The sequence below is a fragment of the Streptomyces sp. NPDC058145 genome, assembly GCF_042884245.1.
Lineage (GTDB): Bacteria > Actinomycetota > Actinomycetes > Streptomycetales > Streptomycetaceae > Streptomyces.
The window spans coordinates 1-23,171 of the sequence record NZ_JBHVUH010000033.1; the positions used below are offsets into that span (position 1 = coordinate 1).

Genomic DNA, 23,171 nt, shown 5'->3' on the forward strand with positions numbered 1-23,171 from the left:
TTCTGGTCCCGGTCCTACTTCGCGGCATCGTGCGGCGGTGCACCGCTCAGCGCCGTCCGCCAGTACATCGAGGGACAGAAGCGGCCTGTCTGACCATCACCCCGGAGGCGGAGCGAACTCCGGCGCTGCGCGCCTCCGGCGCGAGGATGCGATCCCCTCCCCGGCTGAAGCCGGGGATACCCACGCAAGATCAGGATGGACTCCCTGCACCTGACGCCCGCACAGCGGCGGCTTTCCGCCACGATGACCGCCTACTGGGCACGGTTCGTGGCCACCGGCGACCCCAACGACTCCCGTGTCCCCGCCTGGCCTCGCTACACGACCGAAGGGGACCGCATCCAGGTGCTGGCGCCGGACCGGGTCGCATCCACCACCGGCTTCGCGACCGACCACCACTGCACGTTCTGGCTCCCCTCCCCCACTTCCCGGACAGCCGTGCGATGACGGCGACACACCTGCGGCCGCAACAAACCCTCACCCTGGGATACTGCTTGTGTCAGTCATGCGACAGGGCGCCCTCGCCCGAGGTTCCGCGCACCAGAACGTTGTGGTGAGCCGCGAGCGCCAGCAAGGCGACGCGCAACGGCCCGGTCTCCAGGACGGCGCCCGGTTCGAACCAGCGGGTGACGGCGGTGCCGCTCGCCATTCTGAGTGTGAAGCGCGCCAGTTCGTCCGCCACCTCCGGGCGGTCACTCAGCCCGAAGACGGCGCTCAGCGCATCCTGAGCCCATGCCACCAGCGCGTCACGGTAGTGGTGCACCTGGGCCACGGCCGCCGCGCTGGCGTCCGCCTGGACCATGCTCAGCCCCAGCAGCAGTTTCAGACCGTGCGGGTGGCGCCGGAAGGCGTCCTCGACCTCCGCGAGGAAGGCGTCCAGGCGCTGCGCGACGTCGGCGCCCGGCACCTCGGGCGGGGCCAGGGCTGCCAGCAGGGCGGTCCTGGCCCGCTCCAGCACCGCGACATAGATCCCGTCCTTGCTGCCGAAGTGCCAGTAGATGGAGCTGGCCGGCAGGCCGCACTCGGCGGAGATCATGGAAATGGACGTGGCGGCGTAACCGTACCGCGACATCAGTTCGCCGGCGGTGTCGAGAATCGCGTCACGGGACCGCCCGCCTCGGTCCTGGGCCGGTGCCTCCCTCATACAGCCGACTCTAGGCGACAAGCTGGTGTCCGCTCAGCCTCCCACCGCTTCTCGGCATTGCATCCGGCCGTGCCCGGCGGCTGCAGCATGGTTGGTTTCGTCAGGCCACCGGCTTGGTACGGCCAGTGTGGAAGGCGGCGCGCAGCCGGGCGCCCAGCTCGCCGGAGGTGACCCCGGTATGGGATCCGGCGGAGGGGTTGGTCATCGGTGCATCAATCGTGCGGTGGGGTGGTGGGCCCCGTGCGGCGGCGTGGGCACACCGACCGGCGCCGTCGGGCCGCCCTGAGCCAGCTGCCCGTCCACGCCTGTGAAAAGTTTCACCGCTTCCCGACGCCGGGGAGCCCGCCCGTCGCATCAGCCAAGCGATCGGGCTGGAAACGGCTCAGGGTCTTGTACGGGGGGAAGTCGTGCGGCAGGTACTCCCATGGGATGCCGAACACTCACACCCCACCTCGAGAGACCGCAGGGCCGTACTCGACTCCCAGCAAAGGTTGGGAGTCGAGTACGGCCTTGTGCAGATGCACAATCGGGTGAGCCGATCCAGCTTCACCGCTCCATCGACCCCGCCGTAACGGCTCGCGCACACTGCCGGGAAACCGGGCCGAGCAAGGAGCACAGCCGTGAAGACATACAGCGGGCACTTCATCAACGGGGCATGGACGAAGGCGCCGAACGCCGAAGTGATCGAAATCGTCAACCCCGCGGACGAACGTGTGATCGGCTCGGTCCCGGCCGGTACGCCCGAGGATGTCGACAAGGCGGTGCGTGCTGCCGCCCGGGCATTCGAGGAGTGGTCCCAGGCCTCCCAAGAGGTTCGTGCGGACTATCTGCGCCGTATCCACCGTGCGTTGGAGGAGCGCGCGGAGGACATCGCACGCCTGGTGGCGAGCGAGGTCGGTACTCCTGTCCAGGAGAGTCGGGTCCTGCAGTCGGGGCTGCCCGTGTTCACCTTCGGCCAGGCCGCCGAACTGGCGGCCGGTTTCGACTTCAGGCCGGAGCAGGTCGGCAACTCGCATGTCGTCCGTGAGCCCGTCGGAGTCGTCGGCTGCATCACGCCGTGGAACTTTCCGCTGCACCAGGTCTCGCTGAAGGTGGCGCTGGCGCTGGCCGCGGGGTGCACCGTCGTGCTCAAGCCCTCCGAGGTCGCTCCTCTGTCCGCCATGCTCCTGGCGGAGATCGCCGAGTCCGTGGGGCTGCCCGCCGGAGTGCTCAACGTGGTGACCGGATACGGGCCGGTGGTGGGTGAGGCACTGGTGAGCCACGCCGACGTGGCGATGGTCTCGTTCACCGGATCGACCCGGGCAGGCCGGCGGGTGGCGGCGCTGGCGGCGGAGACCGTCAAGAGGGTGGCGCTGGAACTCGGCGGCAAGTCTCCCAACATCATTCTGGACGACGCCGACCTGAAGGCCGCGGTCACCGACGGAGTGGCCAAGTGCTACCTCAACGCCGGCCAGACCTGCATCGCTCTCACCCGCATGCTCGTCCCCCGTGACAAGCTCGAGGAGGCTGGCCGGATCGCCGCCGAGACGGCGCGCGGCTACCGCGTCGGCGACCCGCAGGACGAGGAGACGCGGATCGGTCCCTTGGTCTCCGACATCCAACTCAAGCGCGTGCGCGACTACATCGCGGCCGGCATCGCCGAGGGCGCCACCCTGCTCACCGGCGGTCCCGACGCGCCGCAGGCCGGGCCCGGCTACTTCGTCGCTCCTACCGTCTTCACCGACGTCACCAACGACATGACCATCGCCCGCGAGGAGATCTTCGGACCCGTCCTGTCGATCCTGCCCTACGACACCGAGGAGGAGGCCGTGGCCATCGCCAACGACACGCCCTACGGCCTCGCCGGCGCCGTATGGTCGGGCGATCCCGAACGGGCGCGCTCGGTTGCCGGCCGGATCCGGGCCGGGATGGTCGACGTGAACGGTGGCGCATTCAACCCCCTTGCCCCGTTCGGGGGTTACAAGCAGTCTGGCGTGGGCCGGGAGGCCGGGCGCCTGGGCTTCGAGGAGTTCCTGGAGACCAAGGCCATCCAGTACTGACCGCGTGGCCGGCCGCCGAGAGAGAGGGCACACCATGTACGACTACATCATCGTGGGTGCGGGATCCGCGGGCTGTGTGCTCGCCGCCCGGCTCAGCGAGGACCCCGACGTACGCGTCCTGCTCCTGGAGGCCGGCCCGGCCGACGACGCCCAGGAGATCCACGTTCCGGCCGCGTTCTCGAAGCTGTTCCGGACCAAGTACGACTGGGACTACCTCAGCGAGCCCGAGCCCGGCCTCGAGGGCCGACGGCGCTATCTGCCGCGCGGCCGCATGCTCGGCGGCTCCTCTTCGATGAACGCCATGATCTACATTCGCGGCCACCGCCGCGACTACGACTCATGGGCCGCCGTCAGCGCCAAGGGCTGGGGCTGGAACGACGTACTGCCGTACTTCCTGCGGTCGGAGGACCACCACGCCGGCGCCTCCGAATGGCACGGCGCCGGCGGCCCGCTCCCGGTCAACCCCGGGCGCTCCCGCAACCCCCTCATCGACGCCTTCCTGGCAGCGGCTCAGCAGGCGGGACATCCGGTCAACCTCGACTTCAACGGCCCTGAGCAGGACGGCGTCGGGTATTACGAGCTCACCCAGCGCGGCGGCCTGCGGTGCAGCACGGCCGACGCCTACCTGCGGCCCGCCGTCGAACGGCCCAACCTGTCCGTGCTCACCGGGGTGCAGTGCACCCGCGTCCTCCTCGACGGGGAACGGGCCGTCGGTGTCGAGGTGGACCGGGACGGGGCGACGCAGGAACTTCGGTGCGAACGGGAGGTCGTCCTCTCAGCGGGCGCCTACAACTCACCCCAGCTGCTCATGCTCTCGGGCATCGGCGTCGCCGACGAGCTCGCGGCCCTCGGCATCACCCCCAAGGTGAACCTGCCGGTCGGCGAGAATCTCCAGGACCACCCGCATCTGGCCGTCGTCCATCTCACCGACACCGAATCCCTGCTCACCGCTGAGACCTCCGAGAACCTCCGGCTGCTGGAAGCCGAAGGCCGCGGGCCCCTCACCTCGAACGTCGGTGAGGGCGGCGGGTTCTTCCGCACCACCGGCGGTCTCGACGCCCCGGACGTGCAGATCCACGCCGTACCGGCCATGTTCCACCAGGAGGGGCTGGGAGCCGCCACCGACCACGCCTTCCACATCGGCGCGGTGCTGCTCGCACCCACCAGCCGCGGAAAGGTCACGCTGCGCTCGACGCTGCCCAGCGCCAAGCCGCGCATCCTGCACAACTACCTGTCCACCGCGGAGGACCGGGCCACAGCGATCCGGGCGCTGCGGCTGGTACTGGACATCGTCGGACAGCCCGCCCTGCGCCTCCACCGCCGGTCGGACTTCCTGACGCCGCCGTCCGACAGCGACGCCGACCTACTGGCTTACGCGCGGCGCGAGCTGCAGACCCTGTACCACCCGACGAGCACCTGCGCGATCGGCCTGGTGGTCGACCACGAGCTGCGCGTGCACGGTGTGGCGGGGCTACGGGTGGTCGATGCCTCGGTCATGCCGACCGTGGTCAGGGGCAACACCAACGCACCGACGATCATGATCGCGGAACGGGCTGCGGACCTCATCCGCGGCACAGTGTCCGCCGACGTCTGACGCGGGCGGATTGTCGACGTGGGCGGACTGTCGCCACAACTACGTCGTGTGGTTACTCTGCCAGTGGCCCGGCCGGCTCCGGGCCACTGGCACGTCGTGGTGGGACAGCCGGCGCGGCGGTCCCGCCGACCTCGCTGCAGGAGCCCGAATGACTGTCACCCCTCATGACAACGGCGTACGCGACAGCGGCGTGGACGACGGCCTGCGCAGGTTGGTCGACGTGCTGCTGCCCGGGATCGACCGTTTCGCCGACCTGCTCACGGACCGGATCACGGAGGGGGAGGACGCCTATGGCGACCACGGCCACGTGACGCACGACCAGCTGCGCACTTCCTGCGCGGACAACCTGCACTCCATGATCACCCAGCTGGGCCGGGACGCTCTTGACCTGCGCGTGCCGCGCGACACCGGCCGTTTCAAGGCCGAGCACGGGGTGCCGCTGTCCGCGGTGACACACGCCTACCGGGTCGCCGGACGGTTCATGTGGGAGTGCATCCTGAACGAGGCGGGGGACACCGTCACCAAGGAGATGCCGCACGTCGCCGCCGCGGTCTGGTCGGTCAGTGACACCTTCACCGACGCGGTGGCCGTGGCCTACCGCGAGACCATGTCCGAAAGAGCCCACCGTGACCGGCAGGTCAAGAGCCTGCTGCTGGCCGCGCTACTCGACGGCAGGCTGGATGAGGGCACCCACCTGTGGGAGTGCGCCGACGCGCTGCGGCTGCCGCAGCGGGGAGTCTTCGCCGTGGTCAGCGCCGAGACCGCCGCCGTGGGCCGTCCGGCAGACGAGGACGCCCTGCACGACTTGGAGGGCGCACTGCGAGCCCTCGGCGTCTGGTCGGTCTGGCGCCAGGAGGGCGACGCGCAGGTGGGACTGCTCTCGCTCCGATCGCCCGGGAGCCTTGCGCAGGCCGTGGACCTCCTTCGCGGGCGGAGCATCGGGCGGGCGGGCGTGAGCACGCTCTTCCACGGTCTGGAGCAGGTGCCCGGTGCCTTCCGCCAGGCGCGGCTCGCCTGCGCCTGCGTCGAGCCGGGCGCCCGCGAGGTGGCCTCCTACGGTGACTCACCAGTCCGCCTGATGGTGGTGAGCGCCCCCGACTCGGCCCAGCACGCGGTGCGCCAGGTGCTCCGCCCTGTTCTCGAACTCCCGCAGCACGAAAGGGAGCTGCTGCTGGAGACGCTGAGCCGGTGGTTCGCATCGGGCGGATCCGCCACCGAGACCGCTGCCCGTATGTACTGCCACCGCAACACTGTGACGTATCGTCTGCGGCGCGTGCAGGAACTCACGGGGCGCTCACCCACCGACCCGGTGGGTGCGAGCGAGATCCACCTCGCTCTGGAGGCGCACCGCCTCCTGACGGGCCCCCCGCCCTCCGGCCCCGCCGGTTCCTGAGACAGGTGTCGTCTCCTCTCCGTCAGGAACTGGGTGGCGACAACGGTCGGTTCAGCGGCTGAGTGCTGTCCCTGTCACCGGCCGTTCCGCTGGACGGGGTTGGTGCCGCCCCGGCAGGATGCGGGTCCGCAGTCCCGCGTACTCCGCCCCGCCCCGTTCCCTCGAGCGAGAAGACGGCGAAGTCCGCGAGGGGCTCGGGGCCAGGAACCTGTCCGGCTACCCCACCGTGATCCCTCACCCGTGATCGTCGAAGCCGGACCTACAGCAGGATGCGGAGGTCGAGCACGGGCCCGGAGGCGTCGAGCGGCGTCGCATCCAGTTTCCCCAGGACATGGAGCATCGGCTTGTTGCTCGCCACCACCGCGGCGGTCAGCGTGTGGTGTCCCTCGCGGCGGGCTAAGGTCGCCGCATGTTCGGCCAGCGCGGTGCCGAGCCCCCTGGCCTGCCACGCGTCCTCGACCAGGATCGCGAGTTCCCCCACCCCTTGCTGATGTGTGCGCATGACGTTGGTCATGGCGATGATGTGGTCCGTACGCTCGGCCGGAGCGGTCACCAGCGTGGTGCCGCGCTCCGGGCTGGACAACTGACGCCATTCGGCAGGTGACAGCCCGGACTTGCCCGCGTGGTACCGCAGGGCTCGGCTGCCCGGCGAGCAGCGGCGGTGCAGTTCCTGGACCGGCACCAGGTCGACGGGGCCCGCCTCACGGGTCCGCGTGGTGGTGCCGTCGGGCAGCGTGATCGAGTGTGCGGCGTCTCGACGGCTGGCGTCGGGCATCGGCGTTCTCCTCCATTGCGATCGTGACTGCTGTGCCGCGGCTCCCGGGATGCAGGCGCGGCCTTGCTACCGCAGTAGTCTTTTGCCGCCTGCAGGCCGTCTCAAGAGGACTTCGCGCCACGTTGACTGCTCTGCGCATACGTTCAACTACGCAGCGAAGCGGAAACGTTGAGGAGTCGTGGTCCTCGTCGACGCCGATGCTGGGCATTGCTCGCGTCATCGCTCAAGGATTTACACGGAGGGCCGCCCGACCCTCGCCATCAGGACAGGCCGATGAACGTCCCCACTTCGCATAAGTGACTGACTTCCAAGTGGCTGTGCCCACTCAACCCGCTGGTGCAGAGAACGCGGGTGCCGGCAAGCGGCCAGCACCACTACCTGGCATCCGGCCTCTCTCCAGCGGCGGCCGGTCGCGGCCGTCGGCCGGGGAGAACGGCACGTCATCGCGGAGACGAAGTGGGTCCCGCCAGCCACTTGGGCAGAAGGTCGCCCACGGTTAAGACTTCATCCGGGATGCAGCCCGCGAGTGCACGTCCGCGCTCGACTCGGAGACGGACCACGTGCAGCGCTTGTGAACCACCCACCGCGCATCGGCCGCGACACCGGGGCCGGCACCGTGTGACCAGCACTTTTTGAAGAACGACCCCATCCCACGAATCAACGAACCACGGGCCACGGGCCAAGCACTCGCTCGCGACTGATGCTGACGGTTTACTGACCGGCAGCCGTCACCCAGGAGGAGATCGAGCAGGCCCGTGAGGACTGGACGAAGGGGACCCGTTTCGGCGAGGTGAAGGGCTACGACGGGGCTCCGCTGCCCGCACCGGAACTGCCGGGAGTACCGCTGAAGCCGCGGGGAAGGGTGCGCCGACGACTGCGCAGGCCGCGCGGCGTCACCGCGCGGTCACTTGAGGATCTCGAGGAGCCGGTCCGCGAGGATCGCGGCCGAGTGCGGATTCTGACCGGTGATGAGGTTGCGGTCCTCCACCATGTACGGCTCCCACATCGGACCGCGGGTGAAGTCGACTCCGACCTTCTCCTTCAGCTCGGTCTCCAGCAGCCACGGCGCCCGGGAGGCCAGCCCGACGGCCTCCTCCTCCTCGTCGGTGAAGCACGTGACCCGGTAGCCCCTGAACGGGGACTCGCCGTGGATCCTGGTGGCCAGGATGGCGGACGGGGCGTGGCACACGATGGCGAGCGGCTTGCCCGAGGCCAACTGGGCCGTCAGCAACCTGCCCGCGTCGGCGTCGAACGCCAGGTCGGACATCGGGCCGTGGCCGCCCGGTAGGTACACCGCGTCGTAGTCCTCGAGGCGGACGTCCGACAGCTTGAGGGGCCGCCGCATCACCTCGGCGGAACGGATGATGGCTTCCAGCTCCAGGGCCCCGCCCTCACCACCCGCCATCGAGGGGCGAAGACTCATCATGTCGACGGTCGGCACCGCACCGCCGGGTGTCGCGACCACGACGTCGTGTCCGGCCTCCGTGATCTTCTTGTACGGCAGCGCGAACTCCTCCGCCCAATAACCCGTCGCATACCGGGTGCCGTCCTTGAGCACCCAGTACGTCGCACCGCTCACGATGAAGAGAACATTCGCCATGGCACCTGACCTCCGATGGAGTTCGACTCGCACACCTGCCTGAGCAGGCACAGGGGGGAGCGTCTTCCTCATTGGACGTCCGGGACCACAGGGGGGCAACTCGGTACCCCTCCTGTCATCACCGCCGCACCGGGTTCGGTGCGCGGCCTGCACCGGACCGGCTGACACCCCGCGCGGGGAGCGACGGCGACACGCGGCGCAGACGGTCCCAGATGCGCGGGAGCACGCGGCGCGGCAGGCTCGGCGCGAGGTAGGTGTGACCGTCGAACCAGCGGTGATCTCGGCGAATTCCGCGACCTCCGGGGCGGGTGTGCGAACGCTCCGCGTTCTGGAGCGAACAACGTCGCGAAGTCGCGGGCCAAGGGCCAGACCTGATCGGCGTCTCCCGGCTGTGCGGGGCGGATTCAGGCATCGCCGCAGTCTCCCGGGCGCCACGCCGTCTTGATCTTGTTGTGGGGCTCTTCGGTTTGGGCGAGGACCCGGGCCTGGAGGGCTGCGAGAGCGACGGGGGTGAGGACAACGCGGGCCGGCAGGGCGCTGGCGGGTGCGTCCGGCGAATGCCCCGGCCGCAGCAGGCGCGTCCTGTGAACCGCACCTGATGCACTCACGCTAGCGCCCCCACCGACAAAGCAGCCCCGCTGCGCACCGCGATACCTGAGCAGCATCCGAAGTCCGCATCCCATGAACGTGACGTGCACAGGTCGAGCAGTTCACCGTCGCCCAGCTGCGGACCTGCCGGGCCCAACCCGGCGCCGACGGGTGTACCTGAGCCTCCCGGCCGTGCTGGAACCCGGTGAGCGCACCGGCCGCTACCGGCGCGGCACCGACACCCTGCTCCTCGGCGCCGACGGGGAGTCCCGCATCAGCGCCGAGGACCTGGCGGTGGCGGTGCTGGACGAGCTTGGGACCCCGGCCACCGACCGGCACTTCACCGTCGTCCACGCCACCGGATGAGCTAGTCGACGTTCACCGGACCGTCGTCCGACGTCCGCTCCTTGCCCGAGCGCAGCTGCAGCAGCCCCTTGGCGCCGGTGTTGCCGTCCGCCTTGGTGTCCTGGTCCTGCCCGCTCATGTTCTGCCGCACCGAGTCGAGGATCGTCAGACCCTGGGACACCAGGCCAGCGGCGATCTCGCCGAGGCCGTCCGCTCCGTTCAGGATGTTGACGTTGGCGCCGGACAGGCCGCCTGCCGCCTCCTTCACGATCTGCGGGAGCTGGTCGATCAGCATCCGGTCCAGCGCGACCCGGTCGTACGAGGCCGCCGCCTCCGCCTGGATCTTCATGCGCTGGGCCTCGGCGGCCGCGAGGATCCGCACCCGCTCGGCCTCGGCCTCGGCCGGCCTGACGACCTCGGCGACCAGCTGCTGCTGGCGCAGCTTCGCCTGGCGCTCGGCCAGCTCCGTCTGGGCGGCCAGCACCTCCTGCTGGGCGTGGGCCTGGGCCAGCGGCCCCGCCTGTGCGGCCTCCGCCTGGGCGCGGTCCACCTCGGCCGAGTACTCGGCCTTGACGATCGCGGTCTGCCGGGCGTACTCGGCCTGCTTTCGGGTCGCCTCCTGCTCCGCCTCGACCGCGGCCTGGGTGGCCTGGGCCTGGGCGATCTGGGCCTGCCGCTGGATCGCCGCCTTGTGCGGGGCCGACATCGCGTCTATGTAACCGGTGTCGCCGTCGTCGATCGACTGGATTTGCAGGGAGTCGACGATCAGGCCGATCGTCGCCATCTCCGTCTTGGAGGTGTCCAGCACCTCGGCGGCGAGCTTCTGCCGCTCGGTGACGATCTCCTCGACCGTCATCGAGCCGATGATGGCCCGCAGGTGGCCGGCGAAGATCCGCCCGGTGAGCACCGACATCTGGTCCTGGTCGGAGAGGAACCGCTGACCGGCGTTGATGATGCTCTCGTGGTCGTTGCCGACCTTGAAGGCGATGACCGCGCGGACGTGCAGGGAGATGCCCTGCTTGGTGACACAGGTCTCGGTGACCTCCGCCTCGCACATCGACAGGGTGAGGAAGCGGACCTTGCGAAAGACCGGGAGCACGAACTTCCCGTGCCCCGTGACCACTCGGAACGGCGCGCCCCCCAGTCCCCGCCGGCCCCCCGAGATCAACATCGCCTCGTCGGGAGCGGGAACGCGGTATCCGAACATGCTGTACTCCTCAGCTTGCGCCGGCGGCCTCTCCGCCGAGCGCGTCCAATGGATCCACCCACTCAATGACGCCGACCTTCCGGCATCCGCGTGATTCGATCACGAGGACCGTCGTGCCCGCGGGCAGGGGGTCCTCGGACCAGGCCAGAAAGGTCTCGGAGCCGCCTCGGACCCGCACCAGGACCTCGCCGGGGCCCGCGGATCCCCGCGTCCCGATGAGCACCTTGCCCGTGCAGCCGATCACGGCGTCGTCCTGCGGCATCACCGGCCGTCCTCCTCGTCCTGACCTCAGAAGTCTGACGATAGACCCAGCGGGGCCGCGACCCCAACGGGTGGGAGGGGCGTGGAGCGTTCCCGTGCCCGCCAGGCGCTGGTCAGCAGGGCGGTGTCCATGGTCTGGATGAACGGGGTGAGCTGGGTCTCGGCGTCGCCGGCGAGGAGCAGGCCGCCCTCGGCTTAGGGCTCGCAGAGAATCAAGGTGTTGCTTCCCGTGATGTGGCTCGTTGTTGTGATATGAGCGTTTCCGACGGGGTCCGTGGCCAACTCGCTGTGAAGTTAGGGGTGTTATTCCCGCATCTGGATGAGCGGCAGCGGCTGCTGCTGATGGGGGCCGAGGCCAGGATCCTGGGGCATGGTGGTATCCGGGCGGTCGCATGGGCGGCCCAAGTCAGCGAGACGACGGTCCGCAAGGGCGTGGACGAGCTGGAGGCCGGCGACGGGCCTCTGGGCGAAGTACGCAAGGCCGGTGGTGGCCGGAAGAGGGCCGTGGACCTTGATCCGGGTCTGCGGTCCGCGCTGCTCGCGCTCGTGGAACCTGACGAGCGGGGTGATCCGATGTCGCCGCTGCGCTGGACGGTGAAGTCGACCAGGAGCCTCGCGGCCGAGCTGACCCGTCAGGGGCACAGGGTGAGCGCGGACACGGTCGGGGACCTGCTGCGTGAGGAGGGCTTCAGCCTGCAGGCCGGCTCCAAGACCATCGAGGGCAAGCAGCACCCGGACCGTGACGCCCAGTTCCGTTACATCTACGAGCGGGCCAGACAGCACATCGATGCCGGGCAGCCGGTGATCAGTGTGGACACGAAGAAGAAGGAGCTCGTCGGCGACTACAAGAATGCTGGCTGCCAGTGGCGGCCAGCCGGTGAGCCGGTACTGGTCAGGACTCACGATTTCCTGGACAGGCAGGGACCGGGCAAGGCGATCCCATACGGGATCTATGACATCGCCGCGAACACCGGCTGGGTCAGCGTCGGCATCGATCACGACACCGCAGCGTTCGCCGTCGCCTCCATCCGCCGCTGGTGGCAGGCCCGAGGCCGGCACGACTATCCGGCCGCCACCTGCCTGCTGATCACTGCGGACGCAGGCGGGTCCCACGGCTACCGCACCCGAGCCTGGAAGACCGAACTCGCCGCCCTGGCCGCCGAGACGGGCCTGGACATCACGGTCTGCCACATGCCGCCCGGCACCTCGAAATGGAACAAGATCGAGCACCGGCTGTTCTCCCACATCTCCATGAACTGGCGCGGTCGCCCGCTGACAAGCCACGACGTCATCGTGAACAGCATCGCGGCGACCACCACCCGCACCGGATTGACCGTCCGCGCCGAACTCGACCCGAGCACCTACGACACGCATCAAGGTCACCGACAGCGATATCGACGCCCTGCCCATGCACCGGCACCGCTTCCACGGCGACTGGAACTACACCCTTCACCCCCAACCTCTCCACCGCCCTGCGGTCGCACCCGCGCCGGCGGCAGCTGCGGCCGCGCGATCTCCCACAGGCCATCCGGAACAATCCGTCCCCACCGCCCACTCCCCATGTCCAGCCCAACTGCCAACTGACCATGCAGGACACGGTCTAAGGGGGCGCTATGAGGTGGGGCCGGTTGCTGTGGTTGCTGTATCCGGCTGCTGTACAGCAGGATCCCGGAGGGGGGACGGGTATGGAGCGAGAACGACTCGTCCGACTGCTGGTCGGCAGCGATGAGGCGTCTGTGGCAGCTCTGGCTGCACTCCGCTGCGGTGGTTCCTACGAGGTCTGGGACGGGAGTACGTCCGCTGAGTCGCTCGCCCTTGTCTATGGACGCCGCTTGCGGCACACGCGTCGTCGGGGCATCGAGACCGCGAACCTGGAGCGCGCGTGGAGCTGCTCGGCCGGCATCAGCAGCCGGCTCGCCTGGGACAGATCAGAACTGCCGGTGGCTCCTGGACGTTCAAGCTGTTCCTCACCGATGACGGCAGCAGGCTGATCACATGCACCGGCGTGCGGCGAACCCACGTCTGAACCCAGCCAAACGACAGTCAGCCACGATGGCGGGTGCGTCAACCGATAAGGCGCGCGTGTGTAGCGCTGCCCCCACCGGCATCAACCACGCTACTCGATCGACGTCCGTCAGACCAAGCTGCGCGGCGGAACCGCGGTGACGAGGACCTGCTGGGACTTCTTCGTCCCGAACCAACTTGGGCGCTGGTGCTGCCTTGGGCTGGTGCGGCTCTCACCTGCGCTGATGGTCCGCTGGCGTTCGCGCTCGTCCGCCCTTGTTCGTAGGCGTTGTCACGCAGTTAGACACTCAGCCTTGTTCCTTCTGCCGTGTGGGAAACACCGGTGCAAGGGCGCTGACGGCTGTCCTACGATGAGTCTGCCTGCGTCGGCCGGCGCGCTGTAGACCCGCAGCACCGGCCCGTTGTGGAGGGGACCAGCCCGTTCGAGCCGGGCCAGGTGGGCTGACATCTGCTGAGCGGTTCGATACGGGGTTAGTCTGCCTCAGGGTGGGGCCATGCAATGGGAACAGCTCGAACGGCTGCTGGACGGTGGCGACGAAACGTCGTCGGCCGCTCTCGCTGCACTCCGCGCCGACGCTTCATTCGTCGTCTGGGACGGAACGACCTCACCCGAGTCACTTGCGACGGTCTACGGGCGCCGACTCCGTCACACCCTTCGGAGGGGCATCGAGACTTCCGGCTTGCCCCAGGCCGTGCAACGCCTCGACCTATACAGCCGACCGGTTCGACTGGGGCAGATCAGGACTGCCGACGGATCGTGGATCTTCATGCTGTTTCTCGACGCGGACGGCAGCACACTGGTGGCGTGCACTGGCGTTCGGCAATCTCAACCAGCCTCGGCACGACCAGAGTTCTGCTGAACTGGCGGACGGGCCAACATGCTCTCCAAGTCTGTTGGTGACCCATCAGAGGCCGTGTCGGGGCATTCACCTGCGTTCATGTCCGTCCGGGTGCTCATCACGAGCCGCGGGCCGGACGGGCCTGAACCGTGGTGTCCGTCGCTGAATGAGACGGAAACTGAGACGGTCTTCTGTCGGCGGCGTGGCTGGGAAGGCCCATCAGAAAGGGGGATTGGTGTCGTAACCGTTCCACGGCTCGTCGGTCCACGGTGAGGGCTTGAGCTCCGAGTCGCAGAACGGGTACCGCTCGTGTCGGACCTCCATCCCGGCGGTGTCCTCACCCCAGGTCGTCAGGGCCTCGATCGACCGCTCGCGATACTGCCAGAGCGCGCTTGCGGCCAGCAAGTCCCGCAAGAGAGGCGCCAAGGCGACTCGGTGGTGGAGCAGGCGGGGGTCGTCCAGCAACGGGATGCAAGTGGAGACGGCTGCCTCCCGCACGTGGATGTCAGGGTCGTCGAGAAACGCAGACGTGGCACGGAAGAGCTGCGGTCGAATGCGGCAGATCTCGACGAACGGCGGGTAGTCCTCCGGAGGGAAGCCGAAACGGCGACTGATCGCTGCTGCTTCGTCGTCTGCCTCATTCGCCACGGAGTCAAGCCATCCCAGCAGCTCGGCGCGCATCGGCCCGGGAAAGCTGCGAGGGTCCTTCTGGACGGACCGGAGGGAGCGCTCATCGCTGAGAGTCCCCGCTACATATAGGGCGGCCGGGGCCGTAGCGGTATACAGGGTGTTCTGGTGGTGAACCACGTGATGCAAGTCGTTCAGCGCCCGAGACCGTACGCCCTCATCCAGGCCCGTGAGCCCGATCAGCATCTCGGGGACGTCGTCGGCCGGCCCATAAGCATGCTGCAAGGCACCCCAGTGCGTCGCGGCCAGTACTTCCGCGGGATCGATCGGCTCGGCAAGCTCCTGGTCGTGGGTCACGCGGGGAGTATGACAGTGTTCATAAGGGGCAGGCTCGGCCCCTGGGCGGCCGTTACTACGACCCATCCGGCGTGACAGCGGCTGGCGACCGTGATGCCGCCAGCCGTGTGCCCTTCTGCTCCGTAGCTGTATACGGATCGGTCAGTGAGGCTTATTCCGGTTGTTCGGGAGCGGCTGAGGGTTGCTGAAGGTCGAGTTCGGTTGCTGAGGTTGCTGTATCTGATTGCTGTACAGCAGCCTCTCGGACGCAGGAGAGGTTGTTGCGGGCTGATCAGAGTGCCAGGGTGGGCATCGCCCAGCACCTGCTCACGCTGGGCGAGGGTGGCCTCGAACGATACTTCTCCTTGCCCTGGGTCTGGTGGGCCCTTCTTTCCGGCCTGGCCACGGGAGTACACACCTCAATTGGCCATTGGTTGAGCAGGTGTTGACGGTCGTCATTGGTCGTCGTCGGTCGTCGCGGGAGGTTCCCAACTCGCACGCCAGGCGTCCGGCCGTGCTGTCGGAGGCGGCTTGTATCCTGCACGCATTCAACGATCGGACGATCACGGATACGGGCATGCGGGCACGGGGCGGGCGTCCAGGGGCGGGAGCGCGGGGATTTCGATGAGTGACGCACATCCGATACGAAGCCGCAGACCGGGCCTCTCGGTCGGTGCGCGCATCATCGCCGTGGTCGTCCTCACCGCCATCGGGGCCGTCTGCGCCTGGCTCCAGCACGACGCTCCCGGCCGGAATGTGGAGCCGCGTACGGAGTTCACCGCGAACAACCCGCCCGCCGGTCTGCCCACCGCGCTCACCACCGGACAGCACCTCCACTGGTCCCGCTGCACCTCGCCGCCCACCGCGCGCACGGGCTACGACTGCGCCGCCATGACGGCCCCCCTCGACTACCGGAAACCAGACGGCAGGACGATCGACGTCGCCCTGATCCGCCGCAAGGCCACCGGGCCGAACGCCCGGCGCATCGGCTCGCTCGTCCTCAACTTCGGCGGCCCCGGCGTGTCCGGCGTGCTTGGACTGCCCGAATTCCTCAACGAGTACAGGCCGCTCCTCGACCGCTACGACCTGGTCTCCTTCGACCCGCGCGGCGTCGGCGCGACCATCCCCGTGCGCTGCGGGAAGACCGCGGACGACACCGGTTACGACGGCGACGACGCCTGCGTCAAGCACTCCGGGGCGCTCCTCCCGTACATCGGCACCTCGCACACCGCGCGCGACCTCGACCTGATGCGCTACCTCCTCGGCGACGAGCGGCTGCACTACTTCGGCGTCTCGTACGGAACGGCGCTCGGCGCGGTCTACGCCCACCTGTACCCGTCGCACGTCGGACGGCTCGTCCTCGAAGCGTCCGTCGATCCGACCGAGGACCTCGACGAGAAGAAGGTGTCGCAGGTCAAGGCGGTCCAGGCGGCGTTCGACCGGTTCGCCGTGCACTGCGCGGCCCGTATCCGCCACTGCCCGACCGGCGACGGGCCCGATGAGGCCGCGCGACGCATGGCGCGCCTGGCCGACCGCCTGGAGAAGAAGCCCGCCCCGGCCGGCGGCGGAAGGAACCTCGACGCCGACGACCTCGCGTACGCCGTCAGCGAGCATCTCCGCCTCGGCACGGACGGCTGGTCGCCGCTCGCCAAGGCCCTCACCGCGCTGATCGACCACAACGACGGCCGTCCGCTGAGCAAGGGCGCGGACGACATCGGCTCCGCCGACCGCGCGGCGGCCCCGCGCGACAACAGCCGCGTCGCCCAGACCGCGATCACCTGCGCGGACTCCAGCCTGCGCCCCGGCTTCGAACGCCTCGACCGGGACAAGGCCCGCATCAAAGCCGCCTCACCTGTCTTCGGCGCAGCCTGGTCCACCGGCGTCTACCTCTGCTACGGCTGGCCGTTCGCCGGCGAGCGCGCCACGCCCCAGGTGAACGCCGACGGCGCGGCCCCCGTCCTGGTGGTCGGCGGCACCGGCGACCCGATCACCCCCTACCCCGGCGCCCGCCACATGGCCCGCGCCCTGGGCGACGGCGTCGGCGTCCTCCTGACGGCCGAGGAGGAGGGCCACGGCACATATCCGCAGAACCGCTGCGTCACGGAGGCGGTCGTCCACTACCTCCGCACGGGCCGCACCCCGGCCCCGGGGACGGTGTGCCGGGGCAGCATGTCCTGAGGCTCGTACGGATCCACCGGGCAACTCAGCAACAGCGCATCGAGCTTGCGCTCGCGCGCAACAAGCAAGAGGAGCACCCCCGTCTTGCGGTGGTGACCGGGCCCGGAAGGCTCTCGGGCAGGCTCTCCGGCCGCAAGATCACGAGGGCTGAGGTTCCAGAGAGGTTCCCCAGCATGAAAACGCCCCCGATCTGCGCCGTTAACGCAGGTCGGGGGCGTGATCACAATCCCTACTTCTTCTTGCCCTGGGTCTTGCCGGGAATCTTGATGAGCTGGGTATTTGCTGGTCAGGGGCGGTGAGCACGGGCGCCTGGTGGTCGTCGTTGGTCGTCCTTCGCCAGTGTTGAGCGGCCTCGGACGGCCCAGAGACGGCCCAGCCTCAGCGCACTCTGCTGACGGTCGGCACTTCGATATGACCCGTCTGAACCTCAGCCGACGACAGTCAGCCACGATGGCGGGCGCGTCGACCGACCACACACGCGTATGCCTCGCTGCACCCCTCACCGCCTCAGCCATGCTGCCGCTGCCGTCGACCACAGCAAGCCAGGACGTCCAAGCCGTGACGACGCTTCTGAGCCCTCAGCTTGGGGAGTTAAGGTGATCTCAGGGGCGTTGGAGGCCTGACCTGCGGTGCAGCGACTTCGGCGCCAGGTTGGCCACTGATCTGGTCCCCGGTGTTCCCCGTGGTTCCCCCGCCGGTTCTGGCACGGGTCTGGCACGAGCCTCCTGCTCTCGGGTGACAGGGCGTACGGCCGACGCATCTCCCCCTCTGTTTGCGCCATGGACGTCCTGGCCGGCACCTGCCACAGTCGTCACGTGGACTGGATGTCTCCGGCTTCGGCGTTGTTAGGGGCCGTCATCGGCGCAGGTGGCACGCTCCTGGCACAACGTGGGCAGTGGCAGCAGCAGTTGGTCGCGCAAGATCGCAATGTCCGCCGTCAGTTGTACGGCGAGTACTTGTCAACACTTCACGGAGCCGGTGAGCGCCTACACCAGCTTGCCGCGCGGGTGAAAAGGCCAGGGCAAGACGCCCTCCTGGAAGCGGCCTACGATGCCTTCGGGGCCGACGCTCTGTACTCCTTGAGGGCTCAGCTCGTGATCAGTGCTCCGGCACCAGTGGTGGAGCAGGTACGGGCATCTATGGTCGCCATGCGCGACTTACGTGACTGCGTGGGGCGCGGGGATCTCATCGATACTGACGCATACGCGACGGCGGTGCGAGTGGTAAGGGACAGCCAACAGTGCCTGCGTGATGTGATGCGCGCAGATTTGGCCGACCGACGTCAGGTCCTCTAGTCCCCGGCCGTGCCGGCGACACCCGCTTTAGGAGTTCGATCTAACCCCGGCCTGGTCAGGCCTCGCCTCGTGCGTCGGCGCCGTCCGTGGCCGTTGTGTGTCGCTCTTATCTACGGTCGTTGATGTCAGCGTTGGATGTCAGCGGAACAGCTCCGGCACCGGGCAGGCCTCCAAAGGCTCATCCGGCCGATCGGCCCAGCGCCACCAGACATGCCGAGCAGTACACGTCCATAGCGCCCGACACGTCCGCCGGCCGTCGTCCTCCCGCTTGGAGAGGACGATGCCGCCGGACTTCATGGGCTGGCTGCACTCGGGACACGCCGGGGCGTTGTTGGTCATGCGGCGCACCCTAACGGAGCGACCGCTTCGTCCCGAAGCAACTCGGTAGAGGCCTCAGCCTTGGGCCAGGTCATCTTTCACCTGCGTTGATGGTCCGCTGACGTCCGTGCTCGTCTGCCGTTGCCCGTGGGCGTTGTCACGCAGTTAGACACTCAGTCGGGTCAGCGGCCGACCGCCCATGCGCCGGCGGTCAAGCCTCGTTGTCATGCCCCCCCCGCGCGGGCCCAGCGTGTCGAATCAGCGTGCCGCGCGGCTTGGGTGGCGCGGAATCAGGAGGCGAAGGTCAGTTCGCCATTTGGTGCAACCGACAGCCGGGAATCGCGCCGCGGGCTGCGGCGCACGCTCAACGTGACGTGGCGGATGGTGCGCTGGTGGGGCCGCCCCGGCCGCCCCACTGCCGGTCAAGGTGCTGGTGCTGGGGGCTGCGACGGCCGCGTGGTGGGCCGCTCCGATGGTCGACGCCCGCCCCGTCTTGACCTCCCTGCGCTGGCGGACCCTCGCGACCCGCCACAGGACGACCGTGCTGCCGGCGGCGGCCATAGCGGTCGCCGCGGCCACCGACCCCGCGGTCTGGCTGGTCGTCTGCATCGCCGCCCTGCTGCTTGCCTATCTGCTCGTCACCGACGCGTGGACAGCCGGTGTCACCGCCCCACTCGGCCACCCGCAGGCGACACCCGCACTGGCGGCCGCCGCCGCGACCGCACTGGTACTGCTCGCCGCTCAAGCACCGGTCGCGGGAACCTCATGGGCACGTCCGCCCGCCTCACTCGCCATCGCCGCGACCACGGTTTGCTTGGTACTGGCGCTGCGCACCCGTCGCAGCCCGGTCGGCTGACCACCAAGACTGCTCTCGGGTTTGGCACTTATCTTGCGGCACCCCAACGCTGCATAGGAGAAGGCCCCGGAGGATAGGGTGGGGAAGGCCGACGGCACACGAGTCGACGGAAGTGTGGGTCTTGGTGTCCACCTTCACCGGTCGAGCATGCGTTGCGAATCGTCCGTTTGGTCGTTTCGGATCCACTGCCAGGAGGAGTCGGACTCATTCTGGTGGGCGATGGCCCCGCCCGACCACGAGGTCCTGCGCTAGCCATAGAGGTGTGGCGCTTTCGCGACGAGGCCGTTGACCTCCGGTTCCTCCTCGACGGCATCGACATCTTTCGTACGCCGTTGGACGACCTGCCCGAGATCCTGCAGGAGCGAGGGCACGAGGTTGTCGAGACTGACTACGGATTTGACGAGGTCACCGACCTCGGGATGCGCTTCGCGAACAACAGTAGGTTCGAGTACCCGGTGGGCGAGAGGGCGACGTACGGCAGATAGGGACGCAGGCTCGGATGACCGACAGACATTCTCATACCGGCATCCTGACCTGTCGCAGGCGGCTGGGCGACGTTCGGCTGCCGCGGTCGCCCGCCGACCACCGCGAGGCCCGCACAGCAGGATGGCGCGTCCAAGGCAGGCCTCATGGGAAATGAGTACTTTTCAGACCGCTCCCCTACGAGGCCCTTGACTCCGCTGCTGCACAAATGGCGAGTGGTGTCCATCTGACCTTCTTCGACAGCTTCGTGTTAACGGCGTGTAGTCCGGCTGCTTGGTGCACGCCCCGGCCATGGGACTGGCCGCGCTGCCCTTCTGATCAGGCGGATGCCGTGCGCGGACCAGGTGGAGGTTTCTGTGCTGGGGAGCTCTGCGAGTGTTTCAGCCACCGGCTTCCCCTTTACTTACTCGGTGAGCCACTAACTGGTGGGAGAGGCGCTGATGCTGCCGGAAGGACTGGCGGAAGGACTGGCGGAGGGCCTCGCGGGAGGGGTTGGCGTCGGCGAGGGCGAGCCGGGGCGGCGGCCGTTGGAGGCTCGGGGGGTCGGCTTCGCCTTCCTTGGTGGTGGCGCACTGGTGGCGGCGGGAGGCCGGGAGACCGGTGACGTGCTGCGAGTGGCCGTTGGCAGAGGACGCCGGATCCCGTCACCGTTTCGGTGCGGCACGCCCTTTCGGGCCGGGTGCGTGGTCTCGCGCTCCGGTGAAGCCTGTGAATCGGGAACGCGGACATCGGGCTCTTCGGGGGACGGCTGTTCCGGGATCGAGGATGCTCGTGGGGCCGTCGAGTGGGGAAGCACCGATGCGGTGGCCAGGCCTCCGAGGAGGGTGAAGGCCGCTGCGGCAAGAGACCGGACGGCGTACTTCTTCAGCCGCGACGGACGGTCGTCTGCCGACAGGTCCTGCGGTGGAGTTGGTGACCCGGGAAGGGGGGACCCGGAGGAGCCCGGTCCCCCACTGAAGCGGACCTCCGGCATCTCGGCGTCGACGGCTGGAGCACCGTCTCCCCAATCGCTCAACTGTGCCATGTCGGGGTCGTATGCCCCACACTCCGGGCAGGTTACGGCGCCGTTGAGCGTGCGGCTGCACGGGATGCAGTAGTCCATGAAGCGGCCGATCTCAGTCCTTGAGTTGACGGGAGAGAAGGTGCCCCCAAGCCGGGCAGCAGACAGCGGCGGGGAGCCGCCACTTGGTCTGTTTCGGACCGATCATTAACATGTGCGAACCTCCCTTCCTTACCGGTCTGCAGGCGGGTCACCGGTTACTGGGGTCAACGGGGCGGATCGAAGGAGTGCTCAGCCGCCATCTGAAAAGTGGGGTAGGTAACTCTGCTGGAAGCATCGTTGACGACCGGGACGGCGCGGCAGCCTCGGCGTACGAGCCGACGGTTGCGGCTCGATCCGGACCGAGTACTGCTCATTTCCCACGGCTCGACGTCCGCTGCGCGCAATGATTCTCTTCGCTCCTGCGATGCCTTGGGACACGGTTCCGCGCATCGACGGTCCGGCCGATCCGTCCCGGTCTGCCGCCATGGCCGTGGGCACAGATGCACTCCCGGCTCAGAAGCGGCTCGGCAGGTCGGCCGGACCCCGCAGCCGCACGGCCCGGCACCCTTCGGCCATCCAGCGGTGCCGGGCGAAGGGCGGTTCCTCAGGGGTCGTTGACGGCCGTGTCCCCCTGTCGCGGATGCAGGTGTCAAGTCGAGGTTGTCGTTGAGGAGTACGTTGTCCACGGCGTCGATCGTGTGCCGACCGCTGGCGCCGTCGGCGTAGCCATTGACGGCACCGGCAACGATCTGCTCGTTGCCGGTGCCGATCGAGCACGTCGTTGCCCGGACTGCCGTTGATGCCGTCGAACCGCTGCGTCCCTCGATGGAGTCATCGCGCCCACGCAAGGGGGCGGAGCGAGTTGACTGGCCTACACCCTTGACTGGTACAGACCAAAGCGGTTGAGTGTGCCTCCACACCCCCCACCACGGCCGCGCCCACGCCGTGGCCGGTCCGACCGGCACGTGCGCACAAGGCCCGGCTTCGCGCTGCCCTTGTCCGGGTGCGGCCGTGCTCCGCAAAGGAGTTGATCCTGTGTCAAAGCGCCGCATCTCCGCCGTGGTCGCCGCACTCGTCCTCGGAAGCACCGTGCCTGTCCTGCTGCCAGCGGCGGACGCATCCGCCGCCGCGTGTTCGAGCTACCCGAGCTGGGTCGCCGGAAGGCCGTACACGACGGGCGACATCGTGCGTTACACCGACGGCAAGGCCTACATCGCCGAACACGACAACCCGGGCTACGACCCGACCATCAGCACCTGGTACTGGGAGCCCTACGCCTGCGACAGCGGCTCCGGAACCCCTGTCGGCACCTTCGTGGTGAGCGAGGCCCAGTTCAACCAGATGTTCCCGAACCGGAATTCCTTCTACACGTACAGCGGCCTCACCGCCGCTCTCAGCGCCTACCCCGCCTTCGCCAACACCGGCAGCGACACCGTGAAGAAGCAGGAGGCCGCTGCCTTCCTCGCCAACGTCAGCCACGAGACCGGCGGTCTGGTGTACGTCGTCGAGCAGAACACCGCCAACTACCCGCACTACTGCGACTGGAACCAGCCGTACGGCTGCCCGGCCGGCCAGGCGGCCTACTACGGGCGCGGCCCCATACAGCTCAGCTGGAACTTCAACTACAAGGCCGCGGGCGACGCGCTCGGCATCGACCTCCTGGGCAATCCGTGGCTGGTGCAGAACGACGCCGCCGTGGCCTGGAAGACGGCTCTCTGGTACTGGAACACCCAGACCGGGCCCGGCACCATGACGCCCCACAACGCCATGGTCAACGGCGTCGGCTTCGGCCAGACGATCCGCAGCATCAACGGCTCCCTCGAGTGCGATGGCAAGAACCCGGCGCAGGTGCAGAGCCGCGTGGACGCCTACCAGCGGTTCGCGCAGATCCTCGGCACGTCACCCGGCGGCAATCTCTACTGCTGACGCCGTACGCGAGTTCGTCAAGTGAATGCGGCGGCTCACCGGACGTGTGCCGGACTCCGCCGATGACCTCGGCGCGCTCGGTGTGAACCACGTCGACACGGCCGCCTTGGGCTGCTCCTCCCCGCGCTCCGCCAACGAACTCGTCAACAGCTCACTGACCCCGTACCCGGACGACCTGGTGGTCGCTCCCCCGGCGGGGGACCTGGGCGCGACGGCGGCGGTCAGGGCGGGCGCGAGCCGCCCGGGCTTCCGCCGGCCGGGGTGGTGCCGGCGGGGCGATGTCTTCTTCGAGGCCGGGTGAGT

The 23,171-nt window shown here is 68.6% G+C and carries 18 protein-coding genes and 3 pseudogenes; 14 read left to right on the plus strand and 7 right to left on the minus strand.

The genetic code is table 11. The features are described from left to right. Together ACFVVO_RS37745 and ACFVVO_RS37750 are read left to right on the plus strand one after the other, a co-directional pair. The coding region (locus tag ACFVVO_RS37745) for a transposase (RefSeq protein ID WP_390061323.1) at positions 1-93 on the plus strand (93 nt) is incomplete at its 5' end. Between the two features lie 102 nt (positions 94-195). Beyond that, positions 196-444: a carboxylesterase family protein gene (locus ACFVVO_RS37750; RefSeq protein ID WP_390061287.1), complete on the plus strand. Its 249-nt coding sequence runs from the start codon at positions 196-198 to the stop codon at positions 442-444. Between the two features lie 52 nt (positions 445-496). Here the strand turns inward: ACFVVO_RS37750 and ACFVVO_RS37755 are convergent, their stop codons facing one another. Continuing rightward, positions 497-1,141: a TetR/AcrR family transcriptional regulator gene (locus ACFVVO_RS37755; RefSeq protein WP_390061289.1), complete on the minus strand. Its 645-nt coding sequence runs from the start codon at positions 1,139-1,141 to the stop codon at positions 497-499. A gap of 620 nt (positions 1,142-1,761) precedes the next feature. On the opposite strand from ACFVVO_RS37755, the gene ACFVVO_RS37760 reads away from it, so the two are divergent. From ACFVVO_RS37760 to ACFVVO_RS37770, 3 genes are all read left to right on the plus strand, one after another. After that, the gene (locus tag ACFVVO_RS37760; RefSeq protein WP_390061290.1) at positions 1,762-3,180 is read left to right on the plus strand and encodes an aldehyde dehydrogenase family protein; all 1,419 of its coding nucleotides are present in this window, start codon (positions 1,762-1,764) and stop codon (positions 3,178-3,180) included. A gap of 34 nt (positions 3,181-3,214) precedes the next feature. Then, positions 3,215-4,774, plus strand: a complete 1,560-nt coding sequence (locus tag ACFVVO_RS37765; protein WP_390061292.1) for a GMC family oxidoreductase — start codon at positions 3,215-3,217, stop codon at positions 4,772-4,774. Between the two features lie 148 nt (positions 4,775-4,922). Further along, complete coding sequence (locus ACFVVO_RS37770) at positions 4,923-6,167, plus strand: PucR family transcriptional regulator (RefSeq protein ID WP_390061294.1); 1,245 nt, start codon at positions 4,923-4,925, stop codon at positions 6,165-6,167. Positions 6,168-6,426: 259 nt separating this feature from the next. Here the strand turns inward: ACFVVO_RS37770 and ACFVVO_RS37775 are convergent, their stop codons facing one another. After that, a complete protein-coding gene (locus ACFVVO_RS37775) occupies positions 6,427-6,942 on the minus strand; it encodes a GNAT family N-acetyltransferase (RefSeq protein ID WP_390061296.1) in 516 nt (171 codons plus the stop codon). 730 nt (positions 6,943-7,672) lie between these two features. Between ACFVVO_RS37775 and ACFVVO_RS37780 the strand changes: the two are divergent. Then, positions 7,673-7,810 (plus strand): annotated as a pseudogene (locus ACFVVO_RS37780) (pirin family protein); the annotation flags it as partial. 36 nt (positions 7,811-7,846) lie between these two features. On the opposite strand, the gene ACFVVO_RS37785 reads toward ACFVVO_RS37780, so the two are convergent. Then, entirely contained in the window at positions 7,847-8,542 is a 696-nt protein-coding gene (locus tag ACFVVO_RS37785) for a type 1 glutamine amidotransferase domain-containing protein (protein ID WP_390061298.1), read from the minus strand. A gap of 715 nt (positions 8,543-9,257) precedes the next feature. Between ACFVVO_RS37785 and ACFVVO_RS37790 the strand changes: the two are divergent. Next, positions 9,258-9,496: pseudogene (locus ACFVVO_RS37790) on the plus strand (hypothetical protein); the annotation flags it as partial. Position 9,497: 1 nt separating this feature from the next. Here ACFVVO_RS37790 and ACFVVO_RS37795 read toward each other — a convergent pair. After that, complete coding sequence (locus tag ACFVVO_RS37795; protein WP_390061300.1) at positions 9,498-10,682, minus strand: flotillin family protein; 1,185 nt, start codon at positions 10,680-10,682, stop codon at positions 9,498-9,500. Positions 10,683-10,692: 10 nt separating this feature from the next. Beyond that, positions 10,693-10,944, minus strand: a complete 252-nt coding sequence (locus ACFVVO_RS37800; protein WP_358939769.1) for a hypothetical protein — start codon at positions 10,942-10,944, stop codon at positions 10,693-10,695. Positions 10,945-11,195: 251 nt separating this feature from the next. On the opposite strand from ACFVVO_RS37800, the pseudogene ACFVVO_RS37805 reads away from it, so the two are divergent. After that, positions 11,196-12,468 (plus strand): annotated as a pseudogene (locus ACFVVO_RS37805) (ISAzo13 family transposase); the annotation flags it as partial. Between the two features lie 357 nt (positions 12,469-12,825). Beyond that, complete coding sequence (locus ACFVVO_RS37810) at positions 12,826-12,969, plus strand: hypothetical protein (RefSeq protein ID WP_390061302.1); 144 nt, start codon at positions 12,826-12,828, stop codon at positions 12,967-12,969. Between the two features lie 1,057 nt (positions 12,970-14,026). On the opposite strand, the gene ACFVVO_RS37815 is transcribed toward ACFVVO_RS37810, so the two are convergent. Further along, positions 14,027-14,791 carry a hypothetical protein gene (locus tag ACFVVO_RS37815; RefSeq protein WP_390061304.1) on the minus strand — a complete coding sequence of 255 codons (765 nt, stop codon included), beginning with the start codon at positions 14,789-14,791 and terminating at the stop codon, positions 14,027-14,029. 603 nt (positions 14,792-15,394) lie between these two features. On the opposite strand from ACFVVO_RS37815, the gene ACFVVO_RS37820 reads away from it, so the two are divergent. Then, positions 15,395-16,948, plus strand: a complete 1,554-nt coding sequence (locus tag ACFVVO_RS37820; RefSeq protein ID WP_390061306.1) for an alpha/beta hydrolase — start codon at positions 15,395-15,397, stop codon at positions 16,946-16,948. Between the two features lie 1,433 nt (positions 16,949-18,381). On the opposite strand, the gene ACFVVO_RS37825 is transcribed toward ACFVVO_RS37820, so the two are convergent. Beyond that, positions 18,382-18,582, minus strand: a complete 201-nt coding sequence (locus tag ACFVVO_RS37825; protein WP_390061307.1) for a dehydrogenase — start codon at positions 18,580-18,582, stop codon at positions 18,382-18,384. A 412-nt stretch (positions 18,583-18,994) separates the two neighbouring features. Between ACFVVO_RS37825 and ACFVVO_RS37830 the strand changes: the two genes are divergently transcribed. From ACFVVO_RS37830 to ACFVVO_RS37845, 4 genes are all read left to right on the plus strand, one after another. Continuing rightward, entirely contained in the window at positions 18,995-19,417 is a 423-nt protein-coding gene (locus ACFVVO_RS37830; RefSeq protein ID WP_390061309.1) for a hypothetical protein, read from the plus strand. Between the two features lie 212 nt (positions 19,418-19,629). Beyond that, a complete protein-coding gene (locus ACFVVO_RS37835) occupies positions 19,630-19,902 on the plus strand; it encodes a hypothetical protein (RefSeq protein WP_390061311.1) in 273 nt (90 codons plus the stop codon). Positions 19,903-21,977: 2,075 nt separating this feature from the next. Next, positions 21,978-22,868: a glycoside hydrolase family 19 protein gene (locus tag ACFVVO_RS37840; protein WP_390061312.1), complete on the plus strand. Its 891-nt coding sequence runs from the start codon at positions 21,978-21,980 to the stop codon at positions 22,866-22,868. 46 nt (positions 22,869-22,914) lie between these two features. Beyond that, positions 22,915-23,169: a hypothetical protein gene (locus tag ACFVVO_RS37845; protein WP_390061314.1), complete on the plus strand. Its 255-nt coding sequence runs from the start codon at positions 22,915-22,917 to the stop codon at positions 23,167-23,169. The last annotated feature ends 2 nt before the right edge of the window (positions 23,170-23,171 follow it).

Excerpts from the sequence above, each read along its gene's own strand:
- ACFVVO_RS37825 (WP_390061307.1), bottom strand. The coding sequence starts at position 18,582 with ATGACCAACAACGCCCCGGCGTGTCCCGAGTGCAGCCAGCCCATGAAG.
- ACFVVO_RS37820 (WP_390061306.1), top strand. The coding sequence starts at position 15,395 with ATGAGTGACGCACATCCGATACGAAGCCGCAGACCGGGCCTCTCGGTC.
- ACFVVO_RS37770 (WP_390061294.1), top strand. The coding sequence starts at position 4,923 with ATGACTGTCACCCCTCATGACAACGGCGTACGCGACAGCGGCGTGGAC.
- ACFVVO_RS37795 (WP_390061300.1), bottom strand. The coding sequence starts at position 10,682 with ATGTTCGGATACCGCGTTCCCGCTCCCGACGAGGCGATGTTGATCTCG.
- ACFVVO_RS37785 (WP_390061298.1), bottom strand. The coding sequence starts at position 8,542 with ATGGCGAATGTTCTCTTCATCGTGAGCGGTGCGACGTACTGGGTGCTC.
- ACFVVO_RS37750 (WP_390061287.1), top strand. The coding sequence starts at position 196 with ATGGACTCCCTGCACCTGACGCCCGCACAGCGGCGGCTTTCCGCCACG.
- ACFVVO_RS37775 (WP_390061296.1), bottom strand. The coding sequence starts at position 6,942 with ATGCCCGACGCCAGCCGTCGAGACGCCGCACACTCGATCACGCTGCCC.
- ACFVVO_RS37765 (WP_390061292.1), top strand. The coding sequence starts at position 3,215 with ATGTACGACTACATCATCGTGGGTGCGGGATCCGCGGGCTGTGTGCTC.
- ACFVVO_RS37755 (WP_390061289.1), bottom strand. The coding sequence starts at position 1,141 with ATGAGGGAGGCACCGGCCCAGGACCGAGGCGGGCGGTCCCGTGACGCG.
- ACFVVO_RS37800 (WP_358939769.1), bottom strand. The coding sequence starts at position 10,944 with ATGCCGCAGGACGACGCCGTGATCGGCTGCACGGGCAAGGTGCTCATC.